We start from the raw sequence: 20,356 nt of genomic DNA on the forward strand, positions 1-20,356 counted from the left end.
AGTGAGGGCCGATCCATGGGTACGAAGTGTCGGGTGTGCGGCGGCCACGTGGCCGAATTCGTCGACCTCGGCGACCAGCCGACGGCGAACGGCTTCCTGCTCCCCCACGAGGTCGAGAACGAGTTCCGCTTCCGGCTCGCGGTCGGGGCGTGCGAGGCCTGCACCATGGTGCAGCTGATGGAGGAGGTGCCCCAGGAGCTGCGCTACCACGCCGGCTACCGGTACCAGGCCTCCGGCTCGGCCGGGCACCGCAACCACTTCCGCGCCGACGCCGAGTGGTTCCTGGCCAACGAGCTCACCGGGCCGGACCCGTTCATCGTCGAGATCGGCTGCAACGACGGCGTGATGCTGTCCACGATCGCCGAGGCCGGTATCCGCCACCTCGGCGTCGAGCCGTCCGGGAACGTCGCCGACCTCGCCCGCGCCAAGGGGGTCCAGGTGCTCTCGGCGTTCTTCGACGCCGAGACCGCAGCCGCCGTCCGCGGGGCGCACGGCGCCGCCGACGTCATCTTCGGCGCCAACACGATCTGCCACATCGCGCACGTGGAATCGCTGTTCCGCGGGATCGACGCGCTGCTGTCCGAGAACGGCATCTTCGTGTTCGAAGAGCCGTACCTCGCCACGATCATCGAAGGCATGGCCTTCGACCAGATCTACGACGAGCACGTGTTCTACTTCAGCGCCGGATCGGTGCGCGCGATGGCCGAGCGCTTCGGCTTCGAACTGGTGCACGCCGAGCACATCGACATGCACGGCGGCGAAGTCCGCTACACGATCGCCCGTCCCGGCGCGCGCACGCCGTCGGCCAAGCTCGACACGCTGCTCGCCGAGGAGGAGGCGGGCAAGCTCTCGGAGCCGCTGACGTTCGCGCGGTTCGGCCGCAACGTCGAGCGGATCCGCGACGACCTCGTGGGGCTGCTGACGCACCTGCGCGACCAGGGCAAGACCGTCGTCGGCTACGGTGCGCCGGGCAAGAGCTCGACGGTGACGACGTACTGCGGCATCTCGACGGACCTGATCCCGTTCGTCGTCGACTCGACGCCGGGCAAGCAGGGCCACCTGCTGCCGGGCTCGCACCTGCCGGTGAAGCCGCCGTCGGCGTTCTCCGAAGGCTACCCGGACTACGCGGTGCTGTTCGCGTGGAACCACGCCACCGAGATCATGGCCAAGGAGCAGGGTTTCCGCGCCGCGGGTGGCAAGTGGATCCGGTTCGTCCCCGAGGTCGAAGTGCTCTGACCCGCCGCGACGCCGAAGGCCCGCCGGGCGGATTCGAGGGGTCGTTGCAACACGGGTGATCAACCGGCTTCGGTCAGGAGTTTGGTCAAGCGCTCGGCTGGGGTGTCCCAGCCGAGCGTTTTGCGTGCGCGGCGGTCTGGCAGCAGCCGGTGCCCGGTGCCGGCGATTGATTCCCACGATCCGGCACGCCTGCACGGTGCCCGTACCTTGCGCCACAAGATCAAGACAAGCGTGGCCCAGCTTCCTCGGACCTTGAGGCGGCCGGTCCCCACGGATCTCGAACACTGCAACCCCTGAACAGCTCAGGTGTCGCAACCACCACTGGAACCCAAGCGGCGGGGCCTTTGACGTCGCCGGCGGGAACGCCGGCAGCGAAAAGCCGCCGCCTCGCGGAGGTCGAGGCGGCGGCTTTCCCTCTGGAGGGGAGTCAGCGACGGCGGTGCTGGACGATCAGCTTCTCCAGGTCCGGGATGATGTCGCTCGGGCTCGGCATCGCCAGCCAGTCGTCGTGCAGGGCGTGGGCCGCGTGCTGGTAGCGCTGGTCCGTGGCGACCGCCCAGACCAGGTCGCGGATCTCCTCGACCGTCTTGGCGCGGTGGTCGAGGCGGACGCCCGCGCCGGTCGAGATGACGAAGTCCGAGACCACCGTGGACTCGACCTTCTTCGCCGGCAGCTCCCAGTGGGCCGTCGCCGCGTCGGGCGCGCCCTCTTCGCGCTCGTCGAACTCCCAGCCGACGCGGTAGGTGCCCGGCTTGTGGACGTCACCACCGTCCTCGACCAGGCGCATCAGCAGGGACACGCCCTCGACGTCGCAGACCAGCTGCGGGACCTTGTGCGCCACCGCCGAGGAGTACGTGCCGATGCCGCCGTGGTGGATCAGCGCCGAGCAGGTCGGCAGCAGGTGCGGCAGGTTGACCCAGTCGATGACCTTGACGTTCGGCGGGATCTCCTCGACGTCGACCAGCTGCGCCTTGTCCAGCGTCGCCACGATCTCGAGGTCGTCCAGCTGGCCGAGGGCCTTGAGGATCTTCGGGGCGCGGTCCCAGTCGCCCTTGATGAACCGGCGCGTCGACTCGCCGAGCGAGAGCGCCACGCGACGGCGGTTCTTGCGGCCGCAGCACTCGCAGCGGGTCAGTTCGGGGCGCTGGTACAGCCACGGCGGCAGCACCTCGGGGTCGACGTAGGGCACGTGCCGCATCGGCAGCTTCTTCGTGCTCGTCGGCAGGCGCAGGCCTTCCAGCATCGTCTCGATGCTGAAGTTGCCGACCAGCAGCTCGTCGTCGACCTCGAAGCCGTACTTCTCGGCCAGCGGGCGGATCAGCGTGGCGAGCGGGTTCGGGTCGAGGCCGGCGGCCACGAGGGCCTCCTTGTTCTCGGCCAGCCGGTCGAGCGACCAGGCGAACATGTCGTGCCCGATCAGCAGCCGCGTGTGCGCCGCGCCGCAGACCTTCGCCGCGACGGCGCTGGCCGGGATGGTGGCGTCCCACGAGATCAGGTCGGGCTGCCAGACCTTGGCGAACTCGATCAGGTCCTCGGCCTCCTGGCGGTCCAGCCGCACGTAGTCCGACGTCGGCTGCAGCAGCCACTGGTAGAACACGATCCAGTGCTCGCGGCCCTCGGGCGACAGGCCCATCACGTCCGCGTAGCGGTTCACGAGGTCCTGGTGGTGCGGCGGGGCGCAGTCGTCGGTGAGGCGCACCGGCCGCTGGTCGGGGTCACCGAGCTGGACCGGCGTGAGGCCCGTCTTGATGATCATCTCCGCCGCGCTGTGGTGCGCGGCCACGCGGACTTCGTGCCCCGCGCTCTGCAGCGCCCACGCCAGCGGTACCACCGGGTAGAGGTGCGCCAGTGAGTTCGGGTAGACGGTGAAAAGGACTCGCATCGAATCTCCTCGACTCCGGAGGTGGTGTCGTCGTCGGCAAAGGCCAGGATCGTCGGCGCGGCCGAACAGGCGCATCTCCCGCAGTGCTGAGGGCCGGTGCGGGCCGTCGTGCAGTGCAAACGAGGAGACGCAACGGTTTTCGCACCCGGCCGATACTGGTTTTCGCCCACCGGGATCCGGCCGGGATCGCGCGCCGTCGTGGAGGACGCATGAGTACGTTCAGTTTCCTGGACGAAAAAACGATCGCCTACGTGGTCAGTTCGTGCACGCAACCGGACGCGGTGGTGAGCAGCCTGATCGAGGACACCGCGAAGGTCGGTGAACTGGCGGAGATGCTGACGCCGATCGAGCAGGCCGGCTTCCTGCACCTGATCGCGAAGCTGGTCGCGCCGAAGACGGTGATCGACGTCGGGACGTTCACCGGGCTGTCCTCACTGGCCTTCGCGCGCGGGCTCGCGCCCGGCGGCAAGGTGATCACCTGTGACGTGACCGAGGACTGGGTCGGCATCGCCCGCAAGCACTGGGAGCTGGCCGGCGTCGCCGACCGGATCGAGTTCAAGCTCGGCCCCGGCCGCAAGACCCTGCCCGGCCTGGTCGGCGAAGGCGAAGCGGACCTGGTGTTCATCGACGCGGACAAGACGTCGTACCCGTACTACATCGACGCCGTCACGCCGATGCTGCGCTCGGGCGGCCTGCTCATCCTGGACAACGTGCTGCTGCACGGAACCGTCGCGGCGCCGGAAGAAGTCGAAGAGGACCTCCCCCGCTACGCCGCCGAAGTCGTCGCCGGCGTCAACGCCAAGCTCGCCGTCGACGAGCGGTTCGACACGGTGATGCTGCCGATCGCCGACGGCGTCACGCTCGCCCGCAAGAAGTGAACGGACAAGGGGAAGTGGCCATGAACGACAGCCGTCCGGCCCGGCCGCTGACCGGTGCGGAGTACATCGAAAGCCTGCGCGACGACCGCGTGGTCTACATCAACGGCGAGCGCGTCAAGGACGTCACCGAGCACGTGGCGTTCCGCAACCCGATCCGGATGACCGCACGGCTGTACGACGCCCTGCACGACCCGAAGTACCGGGACGTGCTCACCGCGCCGACCGACACCGGCAACGGCGGCTACACCCACCGGTTCTTCCGCACCCCGCACAGCGTCGAGGACCTGGTGGCCGACCAGCAGGCGATCGCCGCGTGGGCGCGGATGAGCTACGGCTGGATGGGCCGCAGCCCGGACTACAAGGCGTCGTTCCTCGGCACGCTCGGCGCGAACGCCGAGTTCTACGCGCCGTTCGAGGAGAACGCCAAGCGCTGGTACCGCGAGTCGCAGGAAAAGGTCCTCTACTGGAACCACGCGCTGGTCCACCCGCCGGTGGACCGCAAGCGCTCGCCGGACGAGGTCCGCGACGTGTTCGTCCACGTGGAGAAGGAAACCGACGCCGGGCTGGTGGTCAGCGGCGCGAAGGTCGTCGCGACCGGCTCCGCGCTGACGCACTACAACTTCATCGCGCACTACGGGCTGCCGATCAAGAGGCGCGAGTTCGCGCTGGTGGCCACCATCCCCATGGACGCCAAGGGGATGAAGCTGATCTGCCGCCCGTCCTACACGTCGATGGCCAACACGATCGGGTCGCCGTTCGACTACCCGCTTTCGTCGCGGCTGGACGAGAACGACACGATCCTGGTGCTGGACAAGGTCCTCATCCCGTGGGAAAACGTTTTCATCTACGGGGACATCGGCAAGGTCCAGACCTTCACCGGGCAGTCGGGGTTCATCGAGCGGTCGACGTTCCAGGGCTGCACCCGGCTGGCGGTGAAGCTGGAGTTCATCGCCGGCCTGATCGCCAAGGCGCTGGAGATCACCGGTACCGAGGACTTCCGCGGGGTGCAGACCCGCCTCGGCGAGGTGCTGGCCTGGCGGAACCTGTTCTGGGGCCTGTCGGACGCCGCGGCGCGCAACCCCGTGCCGTGGCGCGACGGCGCGCTGCTGCCGAACCCGGCGTACGGCCTGGCCTACCGCTGGTTCACGCAGGTCGGCTACGCCCGCATCCGCGAGATCGTGCTGCAGGACGTCGCCAGTGCGTTGATCTACATCAACTCCAGCGCCGAGGACTTCAAGAACCCGGAGATCCGCGGCTACCTGGACACCTACGTCCGCGGTTCGAACGGCATCGGAGCCGAGACCCGCGTCAAGGTGATGAAGCTGCTCTGGGACGCCGTGGGCACGGAGTTCGGCGGCCGGCACGAGCTCTACGAGCGCAACTACGCCGGCAGCCACGAGAACACCCGGATCGAGCTGCTGTTCGGGCAGGTCGCCTCGGGTGACGTCGACGACTACAAGCGGTTCGTCGAGACGTGCCTGAACGAATACGACCTCGACGGCTGGACCGTTCCCGACATGACCCGGTGAAGCGCGCCGCGGCACTGGGCAAGACGCGAGGTGTCCGCGACCGGTGCCGCGGCGAAGATGAAGCCGGGGAACGAGCAACGGCGACCGCGGCCGTCCTGGGGTGGGCGCGGGGTTCGGCCGAAGACCTTTGAGGAGTGACTGATGTCCGCTGAAGACGCCCCGCGCGTGCCGCTCGAGGCCACCGAACTGACCGACCCGCCGAAGCTGCTGGCCAAGCTCGGCACCGACCGGCCGATCCACAAGGTGTCGATGCCCGACGGCATGCCGGCCTGGCTGGTGACGGGCTACCGCGAAGCGCGGCGCGCCCTGTCGGACCCGCGCCTGGCCCGCAGCGACAAGGTCGCCGACCCGACGCTGAAGCCGTACCTGGCGCTGTACAACGACGACTTCTTCCGCCACTCCATGGTGTTCAACGACCGGCCGGACCACACCCGGATGAAGAAGCTGGTCTCGCAGGCGTTCACCCCGCGGTACATGGAGAACCTGCGTCCGCGGGTGCAGGAGATCACCGACCGGCTGCTGGCCGCGGTGGCCGCCAGCGGAACCGCGGAGGTCGTCGAAGACCTCGCCATCCCGCTGCCCAACGAGGTCATCTGCGAGTGGTTCGGTGTCCCGATGTCCGACCGCGCGGAGTTCCGCGAGTACTGCGGGATCGTCACCGGCCTCGGCGAGGTGACCGACCAGAACGACATCTTCCAGGCCGGCCGCTGGTTCGACGAATACCTGACGAAGCTGATCTCGCAGCGCAAGGAAACCGCGGGCGAGGACATGATCTCGGCCATCCTGTCGGGCCAGGAGGGCAACGCGACGCTGTCGGACATCGAGCTGCGGTCCAACATCTTCCTGATGCTGATCGGCTCGGTCGAGACGGCGGTCAACATGATCGCCAACGGCATCCTGGCGCTGCTGCGCAACCCGGAGCAGCTGGCCAAGCTGCGGGCGAACCCGGACCTGGTGCCGAAGGCGATCGAGGAGATCCTGCGGGTCGACCCGCCGGTGGTGACGGTGACCTACCACTTCGCCAAGGCGGAGGTCACCATCGGCGACGTCACGGTCCAGCCGGGCGAGCACGTGGCCATCTCGCTGACCGCGACGAACTACGACGCGCGGGACTTCCCGGAGCCGGGCAAGTTCGACCTCGAGCGCCAGACGCCGCACCTGGCCTTCAGCCACGGCATCCACTTCTGCCTGGGCGCCCCGCTGGCCCGGCTGGAGGGCGAGATCTTCTTCAAGAGCCTGCTGGCGAAGTTCTCGGACATCCGGCTGGCGATCCCGGAGTCGGACCTCGGCTGGAAGCCCAGCTACTTCGTGCACCGCCTCAACGAGCTGCCCATCCGCCTGACGGAGTCCTCCGCCGCGGCGGCCGCGTAGGGCGGCTCGCTCGAGCCCCGGGCCCGGCTTCGCCGGCCCGGGGCTCTTTCGCGTCTCCGGCCGGACGGCCCCGCGGGGCTTCGGCACTGCGGGCTCCCCGTCCCTTTTCGAGGGCCCCCACCAGGAGCTGTGGTCGCCAGGCCCGGCATGACCGAGGCACCCAGTCGAAGGCATGATCCGGGTGGTGTCCCCATGGGGGTTGAAGGGACACCACCCGCCGGCGCCCCAAGGCCGCCTGCGGTGCGTCACACGCCACCAAGGCCGCCTTGTGCGCACAGGGAAAAGCCGCCTCGCACCCGTCGGTGCGAGGCGGCTCGGGGCGCCCCCAGGTCAGGCCGCGGTGCGGCGCTCGCGCTCGGTGACCGCCTCGTAGTAGCGGGCGATCGCCTTGTACGACTCCTTCGGCTCGATCCGGTACGTCGAGAAGTGGTCGAAGTAGTCGTCGCGGATGGTCTTCGTGATCGTCATGCTCGCCGTGTCGAGGTCCCACTGCGGGTCCTCGGAGTGCGGGTGCGTCGGGTGGACGAACTCCGTCACCGCGACGCTGTAGATGCCGAGTTCGTCGTACAGGCGCAGCCGGTCCAGGTGGAAGTCGGCCTGGGCCTGCTCGTCGCGGCGGAAGCCGTCGAACACCCGGGGCGGCTCGACCGTGCGGTCCACGATGTCGAAGCCCAGCAGGCCCTTCTCCGACGCGCCCGCGTACGTGAACGTGCCGTACTCGGCGATCATGATCGGCTTGTCCCACTTGCGGTACGCGTCGAGCTCGGCGATGTACGCCTCGCGGCTCGGCTTCGGGTGGTAGTAGTCCGTGATGCCGATGTAGTCGAACGGCGTCCAGTCGACCCGCTCGAACGAACCCGCCGAGTAGGTGATGCCCCCGTCGAAGTTCGCCCGCGCGACCTTGGCCGCCTGGCCCAGGAAGGCGTTGAGCTTCAGCTCGACGTCCTCGTGGTCGATCGGGCCGACCGGGCGCAGGAAGTGGTGGTCGGAGTCGGGGAAGGCGTTGCCCATCCGGTTGTGGTAGAACTCGCCCGGCATGATCCCCATGGTCTGGATCGCGTGCGTGCACCCGACGCTGACGTGGATGTCGGCGCCCTGCCGGCGGAACTTCTCGCCGAGGCGCGCGGTCTCGGCGATGTGCTCCAGCACCTCCGGCTGCTCGCCGTCCATCAGGCGCGGCTGCAGCCAGACGTGCAGGCCGCGCTCGACCGCGTGCGCCGTCGTGGCCTCGAGGCGGTCGAACAGCGTGCCGTAGATCGTCACCGAGTTGGCCTTGAGGCCGTCGGCGATCGAGTCGATCTCCGACCGCATGATGTCTTCGTTCCACACCATGCGCGAGTTGTGGCCCTGACCGGTCTCGTGGTTCGACCCACAGTCGTAGGCGACCCCGCGGTAGGTGAGCCCCTTCCCCCGCGGTGCGAGGATCTCGTGTTCACTCATTTTCGTGCCCTTTCGAGGCGCTACGCCGCGCGCCGGCGCTGCTGGAAGATGTCGTTGATCCCGGTCAGGCCCGAAAGCATGGTCGCGAAGTCCGTCTCGCGCGGCCGCAGCTTCTGCGGGTCGATCTGCTCCTGGGCCTTGTCCCAGTAGTCCTCCTTGTTCTTCGTGCGGTCGTAGAAGAACCGCACGAAGTCCAGCACGGAGTCGAGGAAGGTCCGGTAGCTCTCCTCGTACAGGCCGAGCAGCTCGTCCTCGGCCGACGGGTCCTGCAGCACGCCGTCGATCGCGTCGGCCAGCGCCCGCGCCCCGCGCAGGGCCAGCGTGACGCCGGTGGACAGCAGCGGGTCGACGAACGCGGCGGCGTCGCCGACCATCGCCCAGCCCGGACCGTGGAAGCGTTCGGCGGTGTAGGACCAGTCCTTGATGTTGCGGAACCCGCTCGCCCGGGTCGCGCCCTTGACCAGGGTGCTGACCTCTTCGGTCTTGCCGAGCTCCTCGAAGTACAGCTCCTCCAGCGACTTGCCCGACTTCTGGTACTCCTCCAGCGGCGTCACGTAGCCGACGCTGACCGTGCCGTCGTGCAGGGGGATGAACCAGAACCAGCCGGTCGGGCGGTTCTCCGAGATGATGTCGCCCGCCTTGGTGCCGCTGTAGAGGTTGCAGCCCTGCCAGTACGTCCAGGTGGCGATGTTGCGCAGGTCGTCGTGCCAGGCGACGGAGTCGAAGTGCTTGGCCAGGATGTGGTTCTGGCCCGTGGCGTCGACGACGAACGTCCCGTGCGCTTCCTTCGTCTCCTTGCTGCCCTTCTCCGCGTAGGTGACGCCGACCATGCGCTCGCCGTCGAAGATCGGCTCGCGGACGGTGACCTCTTCGAGCACCTTCGCGCCCAGTTCGCGGGCCCGGCCCAGAACCAGGGCGTCGAAGTCGGCGCGGCGCACCTGGTAGGCGTAGTCGTAGAGCGCCGACTCGGTGAACCGGAAGCCCCAGGTCCCCTGGTTCTTGCCCCACAGGAGCGTGCCGCCGTACTTCTTCGTGAAGCCCATGGCGTCCAGGCGCTCGATCAGGCCCAGGTCGTCGAGGGTGGGCAGCGCGCCGGTGATCAGCGACTCGCCGATGTGGTAACGCGGGAACTTCTCGCGCTCCAGGACCAGCACCTTGTGGCCCATGCCGGCCAGCAGCCCGGCCGTCGCCGCGCCGCCGGGTCCACCGCCGACGACCACGACGTCGTACGTTTCCTCGCTTGCGCTCATCTGCGCGATCCTCCTCGGATATCGGCCGCTGCTGCTGGAAGTCAGAGTGCCCACAGTGGACGGTTCGGGTCGGCCAGGCCGGCGGCCAGGATGCCGCGGTAGTCGTCGATCATCCGGACCATCGTCTCGCGGTCGAACTGCTCGGTGTTGTACCGAGAGGTGCCGGCGATCTCGCCGTCGCCGAGGATGTCGAGCGCCCACAGCACGCCGTTGGGGATGTCCGAGGTGTCCTGGCAGGACTTGGTGCGCCTGCGGACCTCCGCGTACTCGACGTCGCCGACGGTCTCCGCCTCGGTCATGCCGGGGAACTGCAGGACCTGGATGGCGCAGACGGCGTTGTCGTCCCGCTCGTAGGTCTTGTTGATCTCCGGCGCCTGCGCGACGACCTCGCTGAAGGGCAGCTCGTGCGCGTAGGCCTCCAGGCAGGTGGCCCGGATCCGCAGCACCAGCTCGGAGAAGGTGCGGCAGCCGTCGATGTCGGTCCGCAGCGGGACCAGGTTGAAGAACGGGCCGATGGTGTCGTAGTGCGACTGGTCGGCGCGGCCGGAGGTGATGATCGGCACGACCAGGTCGGTCGCGCCGGACATCCGCGCCAGCAGTGCGTTGTAGGCCGCCAGCAGCACCATGAACGGCGAGCAGTGCATCACCCGCGCCAGCTCCGTCGTGCCGCGGGTGAGCTCGGCGTCGAGCAGGAACCGCTCCACCGCGTAGACGGCCGGGGTGTCCGGGGCGAGCGTGCGGTCGGCCTTGATGTCGAGCATCCGGCCGCCGCGCAGCTTCCCGCCCCAGTACTCGCGCGACGCCTGCGCCTGCTCCCCGGCCAGGTCGTCGATCTGCCAGACGGAGAACTCCCCGTACTGGCGCGGCTCCGGCAGCGCGGGCACGTCGAGCCCGCGGCGCCGGGCGTAGCTGACCGCCAGGTCGTTGATCAGCACGTGCAGCGACCAGCCGTCGCCGGCGGTGTGGTGCACGATCAGCACCAGCACCCCGTCCCGGTCGTCGAAGCGGCCCAGCTCGGCGCGCAGGTGCGGCAGCTCGTCGGCGCCCAGCCGGCCCGCCTCGACCGAATTGATGAACTCGTCGACCTGCTCGTCGCGCGGGCGGCCGTCGTCGGTCAGCTCGTGCAGGACGAGTTCCGGCGAGCACGGCGGGTGGACGCGCTGGTACTGCTCGCCGTTTTCGCGGACGATCTCCGTGCGGAGGATCTCGTGCCGCTCGACGACGTCGTCCAGCGCGCCGCGCAGCGTGTCCGGGTCCAGCTCGCCGCGCACCCGCCAGCCGTGGATCACCAGGTGCCGGGGCCCGAACGCGCCGTCCGTCTCGCCCTTGTCGAAGATGCACAGCAGACCGAGGTTGGCCGACAACGGGTAGCGGCTCATCGGGATTCCCTTTCCTGCCCGGACGGATTTCAGTGGTGGTCGCGCTGGCGCTCGGCGGCCTGGTACAGCGCGGTGATGTTGCCGCTGCCGAAGCCCCGCGCGCCGAGCCGTTCGATCAGCTCGAGGAAGATCGTGTTCCGCGGGTGCACCGAGCGCGCGAAGATCTGGTACAGCTGGCCGTCGTGGTCCTCGTCGACGAGCACCTGCTGCGTGCGCAGCTCCGGCACCGAGTACTGCTCCGGCACCACGCGCTGCAGCAGGTCCGCGTAGTAGGAGGCGGGGGTGCCCATGAACTCGACGCCCCGGTCGCGCAGCACGTCGACCGCCTCGATGATCCCGTTGCTGGTGAAGGCGATGTGCTGCACGCCGGCGCCGCCGTGGTCCTTGAGGAAGTCGTCGATGTGCCCCGGATCCTTGGAGGTGTCCGGCTCGATGAGCGTGAAGGTCACGCTGCCGGACTTGCTCTGCACGACCTTCGTGGTCATCGCCTGCGAGCCGACCGCGATCGTCTCGGCGAAGATCAGCTCGAAGCCCAGCACGTCCCGGTAGAAGTCGACCGTGGCGTCGAGGTGACCGTGTTCCACGCACACCGCGAAGTGGTCGATCTCCAGCAGCGCGCCCGGTTCCTCGGCGTTCACCGCGATCGGGGCGGGCGGGCCGTCCGGGTACTCGACGAAGGTGTGCAGGGTGTCGCCGAAGCCCATGATGCTGGCCGTGACGACGTGGCCGGCGCGGGACGGCCCGGCGACGGGGCGCGCCCCGCGGGCGACGGCCTCCTCGAACGCCGCCTTCGCGTCGGTGACGCGCAGGGCGATGTCCGAGACGCCGTCGCCGTGGCGGTCGACGTAGGCGGTGCCGGGGTGGTCGTCGACGAGCGGCTCGCTGAAGACGAACCGGATGTCGTTGGCACCGATCTCGGTCGAGCGCACGGTCGCCCAGTCCGGGCCGGAGTCGCCCAGCGGCCGTTCGCCGAGGCCGTATCCGCGCACCAGCCAGTCCCGTGCCGTGTCGAGGCTGCCGACGTAGAAACGGACGTAGTCCAGCTCGAGACCGTCGAGGGCCGACGGGTTCGGGGTGACCATGGAAACCTTCTTTCGTGGGATCAGCGCGGTGGGCGGCGTCCGGGGGTCAGGCGGCGCGGCGGCCGGCCGGGTGCGGCCGCAGGTCACGCCAGTTCTCGGCGATGTGGTCCAGGCAGGCCTGGCGCCCGCGCGGGCCGTACGTGACCTCCCAGCCGGCGGGCACCGGGATACCGGAGACCCACAGGGAGTGCTCGCCCACGGCGTTCACCAGGACGGTGTAGTTCTTGTCCGGGTCGTCGAAGGGGTTCGTCATTTCGGTCTCCTCAGAGCAGCTGGGCCAGGCCGGCCACGGTCGGCGTGTCGAAGAGCGTGTTGATCTTCAGTTCCACGCCCAGCTCGGCGCGGATCCGGTTGAGCAGGCGCATCGCGAGCAGCGAGTGGCCGCCCAGGTCGAAGAAGCTGTCGTCGACGCCGACCTCTTCGACGCCGAGGACCGCGGAGAACGCGCGGCAGAGCGCCTCCTCCTTGGGGCCGCTCGGCGCGCGGGACGCGCCCGCGGCCTCGAACTCCGGCTGCGGCAGCGCGGCCCGGTCGAGCTTGCCGTTGGCCGTCAGGGGCAGCCGTTCGACGACGACGAAAGCGGCGGGCAGCATGTACTCCGGCAGCCGGGAGCGGACGCGCTCGCGGATGGCGGCGGTGTCCGGGGCACCGGAGTCGGCGACCAGGTAGGCGACCAGCCGGACGTCGCCGGCCTTGACCTCGCGGGCGACGACGGCGACGTCGGCGAGACCGGGGTGCCCGGCGATGGCGGCCTCGATCTCGGCTAGCTCGACGCGGAAGCCGAGGATCTTGACCTGGTCGGTGGCGCGGCCGACGAACTCGATCTCCCCGGCCGGGGTGCGGCGCACGAGGTCGCCGGTCCGGTACATCCGGGACCCCGGCTCGCCGAACGGGTTGGCGACGAAGCGCTCGCCGGTCAGGTCCGGGCGGCCGGCGTAGCCGAGCGCGACACCGACGCCGCCGAAGTAGAGCTCGCCGACGGTGCCGTCGGGCACCGGGTCGAGCCGCTCGTCCAGCACGTGCAGTGCGACCCCGTCCATCGCGCGCCCGACCGGGACCACCGGGCCCGGCGTGTAGGGCGCGGTGATCGCGGAGTTCGTGCTGAAGACGGTGCCTTCGGTGGCTCCGTACATGGCGCGGACGGTCAGGTCCGGGTTGACCTCGAGCACGCGGGCGACCGCGGTCGGCGCGATCACGTCACCGCCGGTCAGGACCTCGCGGACACCCGCCAGGCTCTCCGGCGCCTCCTCGGCCACGACCCGGAACAGCCCGGCCGTCAGGTGGACACCGGTGATCCGGTGCGCGGCCAGCAGCGAGCCGAGCGTCGGGATGTCGAGCTTGCCCTCGGGCGCGACGACGACGGTGCCGCCGTGCAGCAGCGGCACCCAGATCTCGTAGGTCGAGACGTTGAACGCGTGCGGCGCGATGAGCAGGACCCGCTCGTGGTTGCCGGTGTCCCAGGTGGAGTCCAGGGCCAGCGCGAGCGCGTCGGTGTGGCGCACGGCGACGCCCTTCGGCTCGCCCGTCGAGCCCGAGGTGTACATGACGTACGCCGGGGCGTTGTCGTCCAGCGTCACCGCGGGGGCCGTGGCCGGCTGGTCCGCGAGGTCTTCCGAGGCCAGCACGACGTCGGCGATCGACGGGATGCCCAGGCCCTTCGATGCCTCGTCGGTGACGAGGATGGTCGCCTTCGAGTGGTCGACGATCCACTGGCGCCGGTCGGCCGGGTAGGCCGAGTGGATCGGCTGGTAGAACGAGCCGGCCTTGAGCGCGGCCAGGAACGTGACGACGACGTCGGTGCTGCGCTCGAGCAGCACCGCGACCGGGACGTCCGGGCCGGCGCCCAGGCCGGCGAGCCGGTGGGCGAGCCGGTTGGCGCGCTCGTCGAGCTCCCGGTACGTCAGCGTCCGGTCCGAGCCGGAGACGGCCACCGCGTCGGGGGTTCGGGCGGCCTGCGCGGAGAACGCCTCGTGAACGGACCGGGACATGATCACACTCCAATTCCTCGAAGTCCTGCGGCGCCGGTTCCGGCGCCGAGAAACGGGCGCGGGTGACCCGCGGCCGAGGTGTTTGCGGGTTGTGCTGCCTGCCGGGCAGGGGGTCAGGCGGCCTGGCCTTCGGCGGGCTGGTACGAGAGGACGCGCTGGACCAGCGACTCGTCCATCAGCGCGGTCGGCGGGTCGATCAGCCCGGCCACGCGCATGAACGCCTTGACGATCTCCTGGTCCTTCGACGCGGCGTACTGCAGCAGGCCCATGAAGGCGTTGCCCTGCTCGATCTCCGGGGTCCGCTCCCCTTCGACGTCGGGGAAGGCGAGGTCACCGCTCGCGGAGACCGCCCACGGCGCGTCGACGACCTGGCCGATGTCGCGGAAGTAGGCGTACTGGTCGACCTCGCCGGCGCGCAGGTGCTCGCGGAGGGTGTGGGCCTCCCAGGCCGCGACGCTCATGCCCTGGCCGTAGACCGGGTTGAAGCTGCAGATCGCGTCGCCGAGCACGAGCAGGCCGGCCGGGAAGCGGTCGAGGTGCTCGTAACGGCGGCGGACGCTCGCCGGGAACCCGAACGACGTCGGGTCGTCGAGCGGCTCGGCGTCCTTGATGCCGTCGTAGACGTCCGGCACCGGCAGCGACTTGGCGAACTCGACGAAGCCCTCGGGGTCGGTCGGCGGGTGGTCGCCGAGGATCCCGGTGAGGGAGACGATGCAGGTGTCCTCGTCGGACAGCCCGAAGAAGGCGCCGCGCGGGTGCGCGGGCGAGGCGACCGGGTTGATCGACCACGTGTCGGTGAACGAGCCGGGCGGGCGGCGGTAGAACCGCGTGGTGTAGGCCAGCCCGATCTTGACGCGGTCCTCGGTGGGCCGCGCGTAGCCGAGCTGCTCCAGCCAGGCGGGCGTCCGCGAGCCGCGGCCGGTGGCGTCGAGCACGAGGTCGGCGCGCAGCACCTTCTCGATCCCGGCGTCGTCGCGCACGCGCACGCCGATCACCCGCGAGTTGTCCGAAGTGGACACCAGGCCGAGGATGTCGTGCTGCTCCAGGTAGGTCACGTTCGGCAGCGCGTTCACCCGGGTGCGGACGTGGTTCTCCAGCACCGGGCGCGTCGGCGTCACGGACACCAGGCCCGTGTGGGTGTAGGGCAGGCGCAGGCCGTTGAAGTACCAGCGCATCTCGCCCAGGTCACCGACCGGCGCGCCGGCGGCGCGCAGGTCGTCGGTGAAACCGGGGAAGAAGTCTTCGAGGATCCGCTGGCCCCGGGCGTGCAGTCCGTGCGCGTGCCGGGTGTGCGGCGTGCCCCGGCGCGGCTTCGTCACCCCGAGGACGGTGTCGCGGTCGAGGACCAGGACGTTCTCGTAGGACTCGGACAGCACCCGGGCCGCCAGGCTACCGGCCATGCTGCCACCGAGGACGACGGCGACGCTTCCGACCTGTCCGGCCATGTGCCGGCCTCCTTGGCGTGAGAGGTACGTGAAGGGCCATCACGCGGGTCATCCCGCGGTGCGGCCTGCTGTCAGCCTCACACCCCCGTCGGGCGGCGGACGTCTCATGGTTTGCCCCGCGGGGCCCGGGGAGAACGTTCGGAGAAATCCCGGCCGGTTCCCCCGAGTCCATTCGAGACACCCGGGAACGCCGAAGGGGATCCCCGCGGTTCGCGGGGATCCCCTTCCGTCCGTGGCCGGGATCAGCTCGGGAACGTGCCGCTCGTGACGTTCACGAACGTGCCCGTGATGGCGCCCGCCCGGTCGGAGGCGAGGAACGTCGCCGTCGCCGCCACCTGGGCCAGCGTCGGGGACTTCTTCGTCATGCGCATCCCGTCCAGGTGCTGCAGCAGGCCCTGGAACGCCTCTTCGTCCATCTCCGGCCCACCGCTGAAGGCCGCCAGCTTGGCCGGCGAGAGCGTCTCCGGCAGGCCCGCCGTCCAGATGCCGAGGACGCGGACGCCCGCGGGCCCGACCTCGTTCGCCAGGTTGCGGAACAGCGTGTCCAGCGCCGCGTCGGCCGGGCCCGTGCCGCCCATCATCGGGCTGCCGTTGGCCGACCCGCTGTTCAGGCCGAGGATCACCCCCGACCCCTGCTCCACCATGTGGCGCGCGGCCGCCCGCGCGGTCAGGAAGTTCGTGGTCAGCCCGGTGAGCACCGGCCCGGTCACGTCGTCGGCGATCATGTCGACCAGTGGCGTGCCCTGCACGTCGCCGCGGGTGATCAGGTTGATCGAGATGTCCAGGCTGCCGCTCTCGGCCACGACCGCCTTGGCGTGCCGCTCGACCGCGGCCTCGTTGAGGGCGTTGACCACGTTGGCCTTCGCCCAGCCGCCCGCGTTCGTGATCTCCTTGACCACCGGGGTGAGGTTCTTGCGGGTGCGCCCCGCGCAGTAGACGCGAGCCCCGGCCGCGGCGAACGCCTTGGCCACTTCGCGGCCGATGGAACCACCGGCCCCGTAGACGATGGCGTTCTTGTTCTCCAGGGACATCAGCTTTCCTTTCCTCGTCGACGTGTGCCGGTGCACACGTGCGTGGCCTGGCCCCCCAGCCATCGCCTCGGCCCCGCCCCGCCGGACGGCGGACCAAGGCGAGGTATCCGAGCACATCGTTGTGCCTTCGCGAGGCGGGCGGCATCTTCCGGATTGCGCTCACCGACTGCGTTCGGCGGTACCGGTCTTACCCCGTCGGAAGGAACCAGTTGCGCCGTACGCGTGACTCAGCTGGGGAAGATGCCGCTGGTGACGTTGACGAACGTGCCCGTGATGGCGCCGGCTTCCGGGGAGGCCAGGAAGGCCGCGGTCTGCGCCACCTGGGTGAGCGTGGGCGACTTCTTGGTCATGCGCATGCCGTCGAGGTGCTGGAGCAGACCCTGGAACGCCGCGTCGTCCATCTTCGGGCCGCCGCTGAAGGCCGCCAGCTTCTCCGGCGACAGGGTCTCCGGCAGACCCGCCGTCCAGATGCCGGCGACGCGCACGCCGCTCGGGCCGACCTCGGCGGCCAGGTTCCGGACGAGGGTGTCGATCGCGCCGTCGGCGGGCCCGGTGCCGCCCATCATCGGGCTGCCGTGCGCGGACCCGCTGTCCAGCGCCAGGATCACGCCGGACCCCTGGTCCACCATGTGCCGGGCGGCGGCGCGCATGGTGATGAAGTTCGTGGTGACGCCGGTGACGATCGGGCCGGTGAAGTCCGCGGTCTTCATGTCGACGAGCGGGATGCCCTGCACGTCGCCGCGGGTGATCAGGTTGATCGAGACGTCCAGGCTGCCGCCCTCGACCACCACGGTCTTGGCGTGCTCCTCGACGGCCGACTCGTCGAGGGCGTCGAGCACGTCCACCGACGCCGACCCGCCGGCGGCCTCGATCTCGTCCGCCACGGCCTGCAGCGGCTCGAGGGTGCGGCCGACGAGGAACACGTGCGCGCCGTCGGCGGCGAACGCCTTGGCCACCGCCGCGCCGATCGAGCCGCCGGCGCCGTAGACGATCGCGTTCTTCTTCTCGAGCGACATCGCTCTCTCCTTCGCGTCTCTTCGCGTGCTGTGTTGCCCGCGTTGTCGGACATTGAGACGCACGGCCGCCGGAGAACTCATCGCCCGGATCGGGCTAAAGCGTGAGCGGCAGGCCGAAGGCCGGGAAGAGGTGCGGCTCGAAGGAGGTGATCTCGACGATCCGGCCGTCCTCGATGCGCAGGACGTCCAGCACCTGCGCCCGGTACACGGTGGTGCCCGGCCGCCGCAGGTACCCCGCCGCGGCCGGCTGGCGGTTCGCGAAGGTCGGCAGGTGCTTCCAGGTGCCCTGGAAGTGCGGCGACGCCGGGTCGATCGAGGGCTTGATGAACGCCATCATCGCGTCGCGGCCGACGAACCAGAACGGGTTCGGCGGCATCGTCAGGACGACGTCCTCGCTGAGCAGCTCGGCGACGACGGCGGCGTCGGCCTGGTCGGCCGCGTCCATGTAGCGCTGCAGGATTTCGCGCTCCTGGCTGGTCGGGTGAGCCGGTGCGGTCCAGTCGCTGCGCCGTTCCGGCAGGTGGCGCCGCAGCGCGGGCCGGGCCCGCTGCAGGGCGCTGTTGACCGACGCGACGCTCATGTCCAGCTGCTCGGCCGTGTCGGCGGCGGGCCAGCCGAGCACGTCACGCAGGATCAGCACGGCCCGCTGCCGCGGCGGCAGGTGCTGGATCGCGGCCAGGAACACCAGCTCCATCGTCTCCCGGGACACCGCGGCCCGCTCCGGCTCGACGTCGGTGGACGCGACGTCCGCGAGCAGCGCGTCCGGGTAGGGCTGCAACCACGTCACCCGGACGGGTGGTTCGGCGGCCCCGTTGTCCATCCCCGGTACGGGCTCATACCGCTGCGGGCGGCGCTCGTTGCGCCGCAGGAAGTCGAGGCAGGCGTTGGTGGCGATGCGGTAGAGCCAGGCGCGGAAGGTCGACCGGCCCTCGAAGGCGTCCCGGCGGTTCCAGGCGCGCAGGAACGTCTCCTGGACCATGTCCTCGGCGTCGTCGTAGGAACCCACCATCCGGTAGCAGTGCACCTGCAGTTCGTGCCGGTACGGCTCGACGAGCCCGGCGAAGTCCCATTCGTCACCGGCCCGGACGGCCGCCGTGACCTCGCCGTCTTCGCCGGTGCCGGTTTCCGTCACGGCGTCGTCCGTGACGTTTTCTTCCGTGACCTTTTCTTCCGTCACGGCCGCGGGCGTGACGTTTTCCGGCGGGTTCTCCGTCACGCGGGCGGGCGTGACGTTTTCGGTGGCCGCGGCGTCGCGGGCGAGCTGGGCGATCCGGCGCAGCCTGCCGACGGTCGAGGCGAGGTCGGTGACGTCGGTGTAGAAGACCTCGGGCAGCTGCGGCGCGAGCCGGCGGACGCGCTGCTCGATGTCGGCGATGAGCTGGGGCACGGCGTAGCCACCCTGCTGCTGCCGCTCGCGGTAGGCCTTCTGCCGGCAGGCGGGCGAGCAGTACTTGGACACGCGCCCGCGGCCACCCGCCCGCGCGGGGAGCGGCTTGCCGCAGCTGGGACACCGGCCGTCGGTCACGGTGCGAATCTACGCAGGGTCACCCGGGCCCGCCACGGCACCCCGCGCGCGCCCGGCCCGCGTCTCCCGTCGTGCGCTTCCGGGTGCCGGTCCGGCGCCCGGCAGCGCCCACCGCAGAAATGGAGGCGCCGCCGGGTTTTCGCCCCGATCATCCTCGTATGCGGGCGAGCCGGGCGGCCGACCCATCCCCTGCGAAGGAGCACAAGTCATGGCGACGAGCGTCCCGATCTCGGATGCGGACTACCTCCGGATCCTCATCCACGGCCACACCGCGTTCGAACTGCTGCGCACGGGTCTGGAGTTCGACCTGTTCCAGAAGCTCGAGGACAGCGGTGGCCTGGACGTCACCGAGACGGCGGAGGCGCTCGGCGTCGAGGAGTACCCGGCGCGCGTCCTGCTGCTCGGCCTGGCCTCCCTGCTGCTGATCGAGAAGAAGGACGGCAAGTTCGTCAACGCCCCGATCGTGCGCCGCAAGCTGCTCAAGGACGGTGAGCGGTTCCTCGGCCCGCTCATCGACATCCAGGACAAGATCATCAACAAGACCCTGGTGGACTTCGCCGAGTCGATGCGGCAGAGCACCAACGTCGGCCTGCGCCACCTCGAAGGCCCCGGCGACACGCTGTACTCGAAGCTCACGGCCACCCCGGACCTGCAGAAGGTCTTCTACGACAACATGGGTGACGCTTCGAACCGCGCGTTCGACCAGTTCCTCGACCTCTACGACTTCAGCGGCGTCAAGCACGCCATCGACATCGGCGGCGGCGACGGCACCAACTCGGTCAAGCTGGCCGAGCGCTACCCCGAGCTCGAGATGACCGTGTTCGACCAGGAGAGCGTCACCCGGCTCGCCGCGGACAAGATCGAGGACCCGTCGGTCCGCAAGCGCGTGCACTTCCACCCCGGCGACATGCTCACCGACCGGCTGCCCGAGGGCGCCGACGCGATCCTGTACTTCCACATCTACGAGATCTGGTCGCTGGAGCGGAACACCGAGATGCTCCGCAAGTGCTACGACGCGCTGCCCGAGGGCGGCACGGTGCTCGTCTACAACTTCGTCTCCAACGACGAGGGCACCGGCTCGCTGTCCGGCGGGCTCGTTTCGCCGTACTTCCTCGCACTCGCCTCGGGCGAGGGCATGACCTGGTCGGCGGCGGACATGGAGAAGTCCGTGCGCGACGCCGGGTTCTCGCGGGTCGAGCGGTTCGCCGACCTCGGCTTCAGCCACGCCCTGGTGGTGGGCCACAAGTAGCCCGGTCCCCGATCCGGGCGAGCCGGAACCGGCTCGCCCGGATCTTCGGTGTCCT

At 70.0% G+C, this 20,356-nt stretch carries 16 protein-coding genes; 5 read left to right on the forward strand and 11 right to left on the reverse strand.

Annotated features, from left to right (window positions below; translation table 11 throughout):
• Positions 1-15: 15 nt before the first annotated feature.
• Positions 16-1,236, forward strand: a complete 1,221-nt coding sequence (locus HUT10_RS15955) for a class I SAM-dependent methyltransferase (RefSeq protein ID WP_176171931.1) — start codon at positions 16-18, stop codon at positions 1,234-1,236.
• Between the two features lie 427 nt (positions 1,237-1,663).
• Here HUT10_RS15955 and HUT10_RS15960 read toward each other — a convergent pair whose 3' ends face one another.
• Positions 1,664-3,118 carry a nucleotide disphospho-sugar-binding domain-containing protein gene (locus tag HUT10_RS15960; RefSeq protein WP_176171932.1) on the reverse strand — a complete coding sequence of 485 codons (1,455 nt, stop codon included), beginning with the start codon at positions 3,116-3,118 and terminating at the stop codon, positions 1,664-1,666.
• Positions 3,119-3,327: 209 nt separating this feature from the next.
• On the opposite strand from HUT10_RS15960, the gene HUT10_RS15965 reads away from it, so the two are divergent.
• The 3 genes from HUT10_RS15965 to HUT10_RS15975 all read left to right on the forward strand — a co-directional run bounded on the left by HUT10_RS15965 (position 3,328) and on the right by HUT10_RS15975 (position 6,896).
• The gene (locus HUT10_RS15965) at positions 3,328-3,996 is read left to right on the forward strand and encodes an O-methyltransferase (RefSeq protein ID WP_176171933.1); all 669 of its coding nucleotides are present in this window, start codon (positions 3,328-3,330) and stop codon (positions 3,994-3,996) included.
• A gap of 20 nt (positions 3,997-4,016) precedes the next feature.
• The gene (locus tag HUT10_RS15970) at positions 4,017-5,525 is read left to right on the forward strand and encodes a 4-hydroxyphenylacetate 3-hydroxylase family protein (protein WP_176171934.1); all 1,509 of its coding nucleotides are present in this window, start codon (positions 4,017-4,019) and stop codon (positions 5,523-5,525) included.
• A gap of 141 nt (positions 5,526-5,666) precedes the next feature.
• Positions 5,667-6,896, forward strand: coding sequence for a cytochrome P450 (locus tag HUT10_RS15975; protein WP_176171935.1), 1,230 nt, complete (start codon positions 5,667-5,669; stop codon positions 6,894-6,896).
• A gap of 330 nt (positions 6,897-7,226) precedes the next feature.
• Here the strand turns inward: HUT10_RS15975 and HUT10_RS15980 are convergent, their stop codons facing one another.
• From HUT10_RS15980 to HUT10_RS16025, 10 genes are all read right to left on the reverse strand, one after another.
• Complete coding sequence (locus HUT10_RS15980) at positions 7,227-8,336, reverse strand: abortive infection protein (RefSeq protein WP_176171936.1); 1,110 nt, start codon at positions 8,334-8,336, stop codon at positions 7,227-7,229.
• A gap of 20 nt (positions 8,337-8,356) precedes the next feature.
• Positions 8,357-9,586: an NAD(P)/FAD-dependent oxidoreductase gene (locus HUT10_RS15985; protein ID WP_176171937.1), complete on the reverse strand. Its 1,230-nt coding sequence runs from the start codon at positions 9,584-9,586 to the stop codon at positions 8,357-8,359.
• Positions 9,587-9,627: 41 nt separating this feature from the next.
• Positions 9,628-10,965 (reverse strand): condensation domain-containing protein, encoded by a 1,338-nt coding sequence (locus HUT10_RS15990; RefSeq protein WP_176171938.1) that lies wholly within the window; start codon positions 10,963-10,965, stop codon positions 9,628-9,630.
• A 29-nt stretch (positions 10,966-10,994) separates the two neighbouring features.
• On the reverse strand, positions 10,995-12,047 hold the full coding sequence (hppD, locus tag HUT10_RS15995) for a 4-hydroxyphenylpyruvate dioxygenase (RefSeq protein WP_176171939.1): 1,053 nt from the start codon (positions 12,045-12,047) through the stop codon (positions 10,995-10,997).
• A 46-nt stretch (positions 12,048-12,093) separates the two neighbouring features.
• On the reverse strand, positions 12,094-12,300 hold the full coding sequence (locus HUT10_RS16000; protein ID WP_176171940.1) for an MbtH family protein: 207 nt from the start codon (positions 12,298-12,300) through the stop codon (positions 12,094-12,096).
• A gap of 10 nt (positions 12,301-12,310) precedes the next feature.
• A complete protein-coding gene (locus HUT10_RS16005) occupies positions 12,311-14,035 on the reverse strand; it encodes a non-ribosomal peptide synthetase (RefSeq protein ID WP_254896895.1) in 1,725 nt (574 codons plus the stop codon).
• A gap of 113 nt (positions 14,036-14,148) precedes the next feature.
• A complete protein-coding gene (locus HUT10_RS16010; protein WP_176171941.1) occupies positions 14,149-15,480 on the reverse strand; it encodes an NAD(P)/FAD-dependent oxidoreductase in 1,332 nt (443 codons plus the stop codon).
• 242 nt (positions 15,481-15,722) lie between these two features.
• On the reverse strand, positions 15,723-16,511 hold the full coding sequence (locus tag HUT10_RS16015; protein WP_176171942.1) for an SDR family NAD(P)-dependent oxidoreductase: 789 nt from the start codon (positions 16,509-16,511) through the stop codon (positions 15,723-15,725).
• 227 nt (positions 16,512-16,738) lie between these two features.
• On the reverse strand, positions 16,739-17,527 hold the full coding sequence (locus HUT10_RS16020; protein WP_176171943.1) for an SDR family NAD(P)-dependent oxidoreductase: 789 nt from the start codon (positions 17,525-17,527) through the stop codon (positions 16,739-16,741).
• A 94-nt stretch (positions 17,528-17,621) separates the two neighbouring features.
• On the reverse strand, positions 17,622-19,052 hold the full coding sequence (locus HUT10_RS16025) for a sigma-70 family RNA polymerase sigma factor (protein WP_217709614.1): 1,431 nt from the start codon (positions 19,050-19,052) through the stop codon (positions 17,622-17,624).
• A gap of 208 nt (positions 19,053-19,260) precedes the next feature.
• Between HUT10_RS16025 and HUT10_RS16030 the strand changes: the two genes are divergently transcribed.
• A complete protein-coding gene (locus tag HUT10_RS16030; RefSeq protein WP_176171944.1) occupies positions 19,261-20,301 on the forward strand; it encodes a methyltransferase in 1,041 nt (346 codons plus the stop codon).
• Positions 20,302-20,356: the final 55 nt, after the last annotated feature.

The organism is Amycolatopsis sp. Hca4, from assembly GCF_013364075.1.
GTDB lineage: Bacteria > Actinomycetota > Actinomycetes > Mycobacteriales > Pseudonocardiaceae > Amycolatopsis.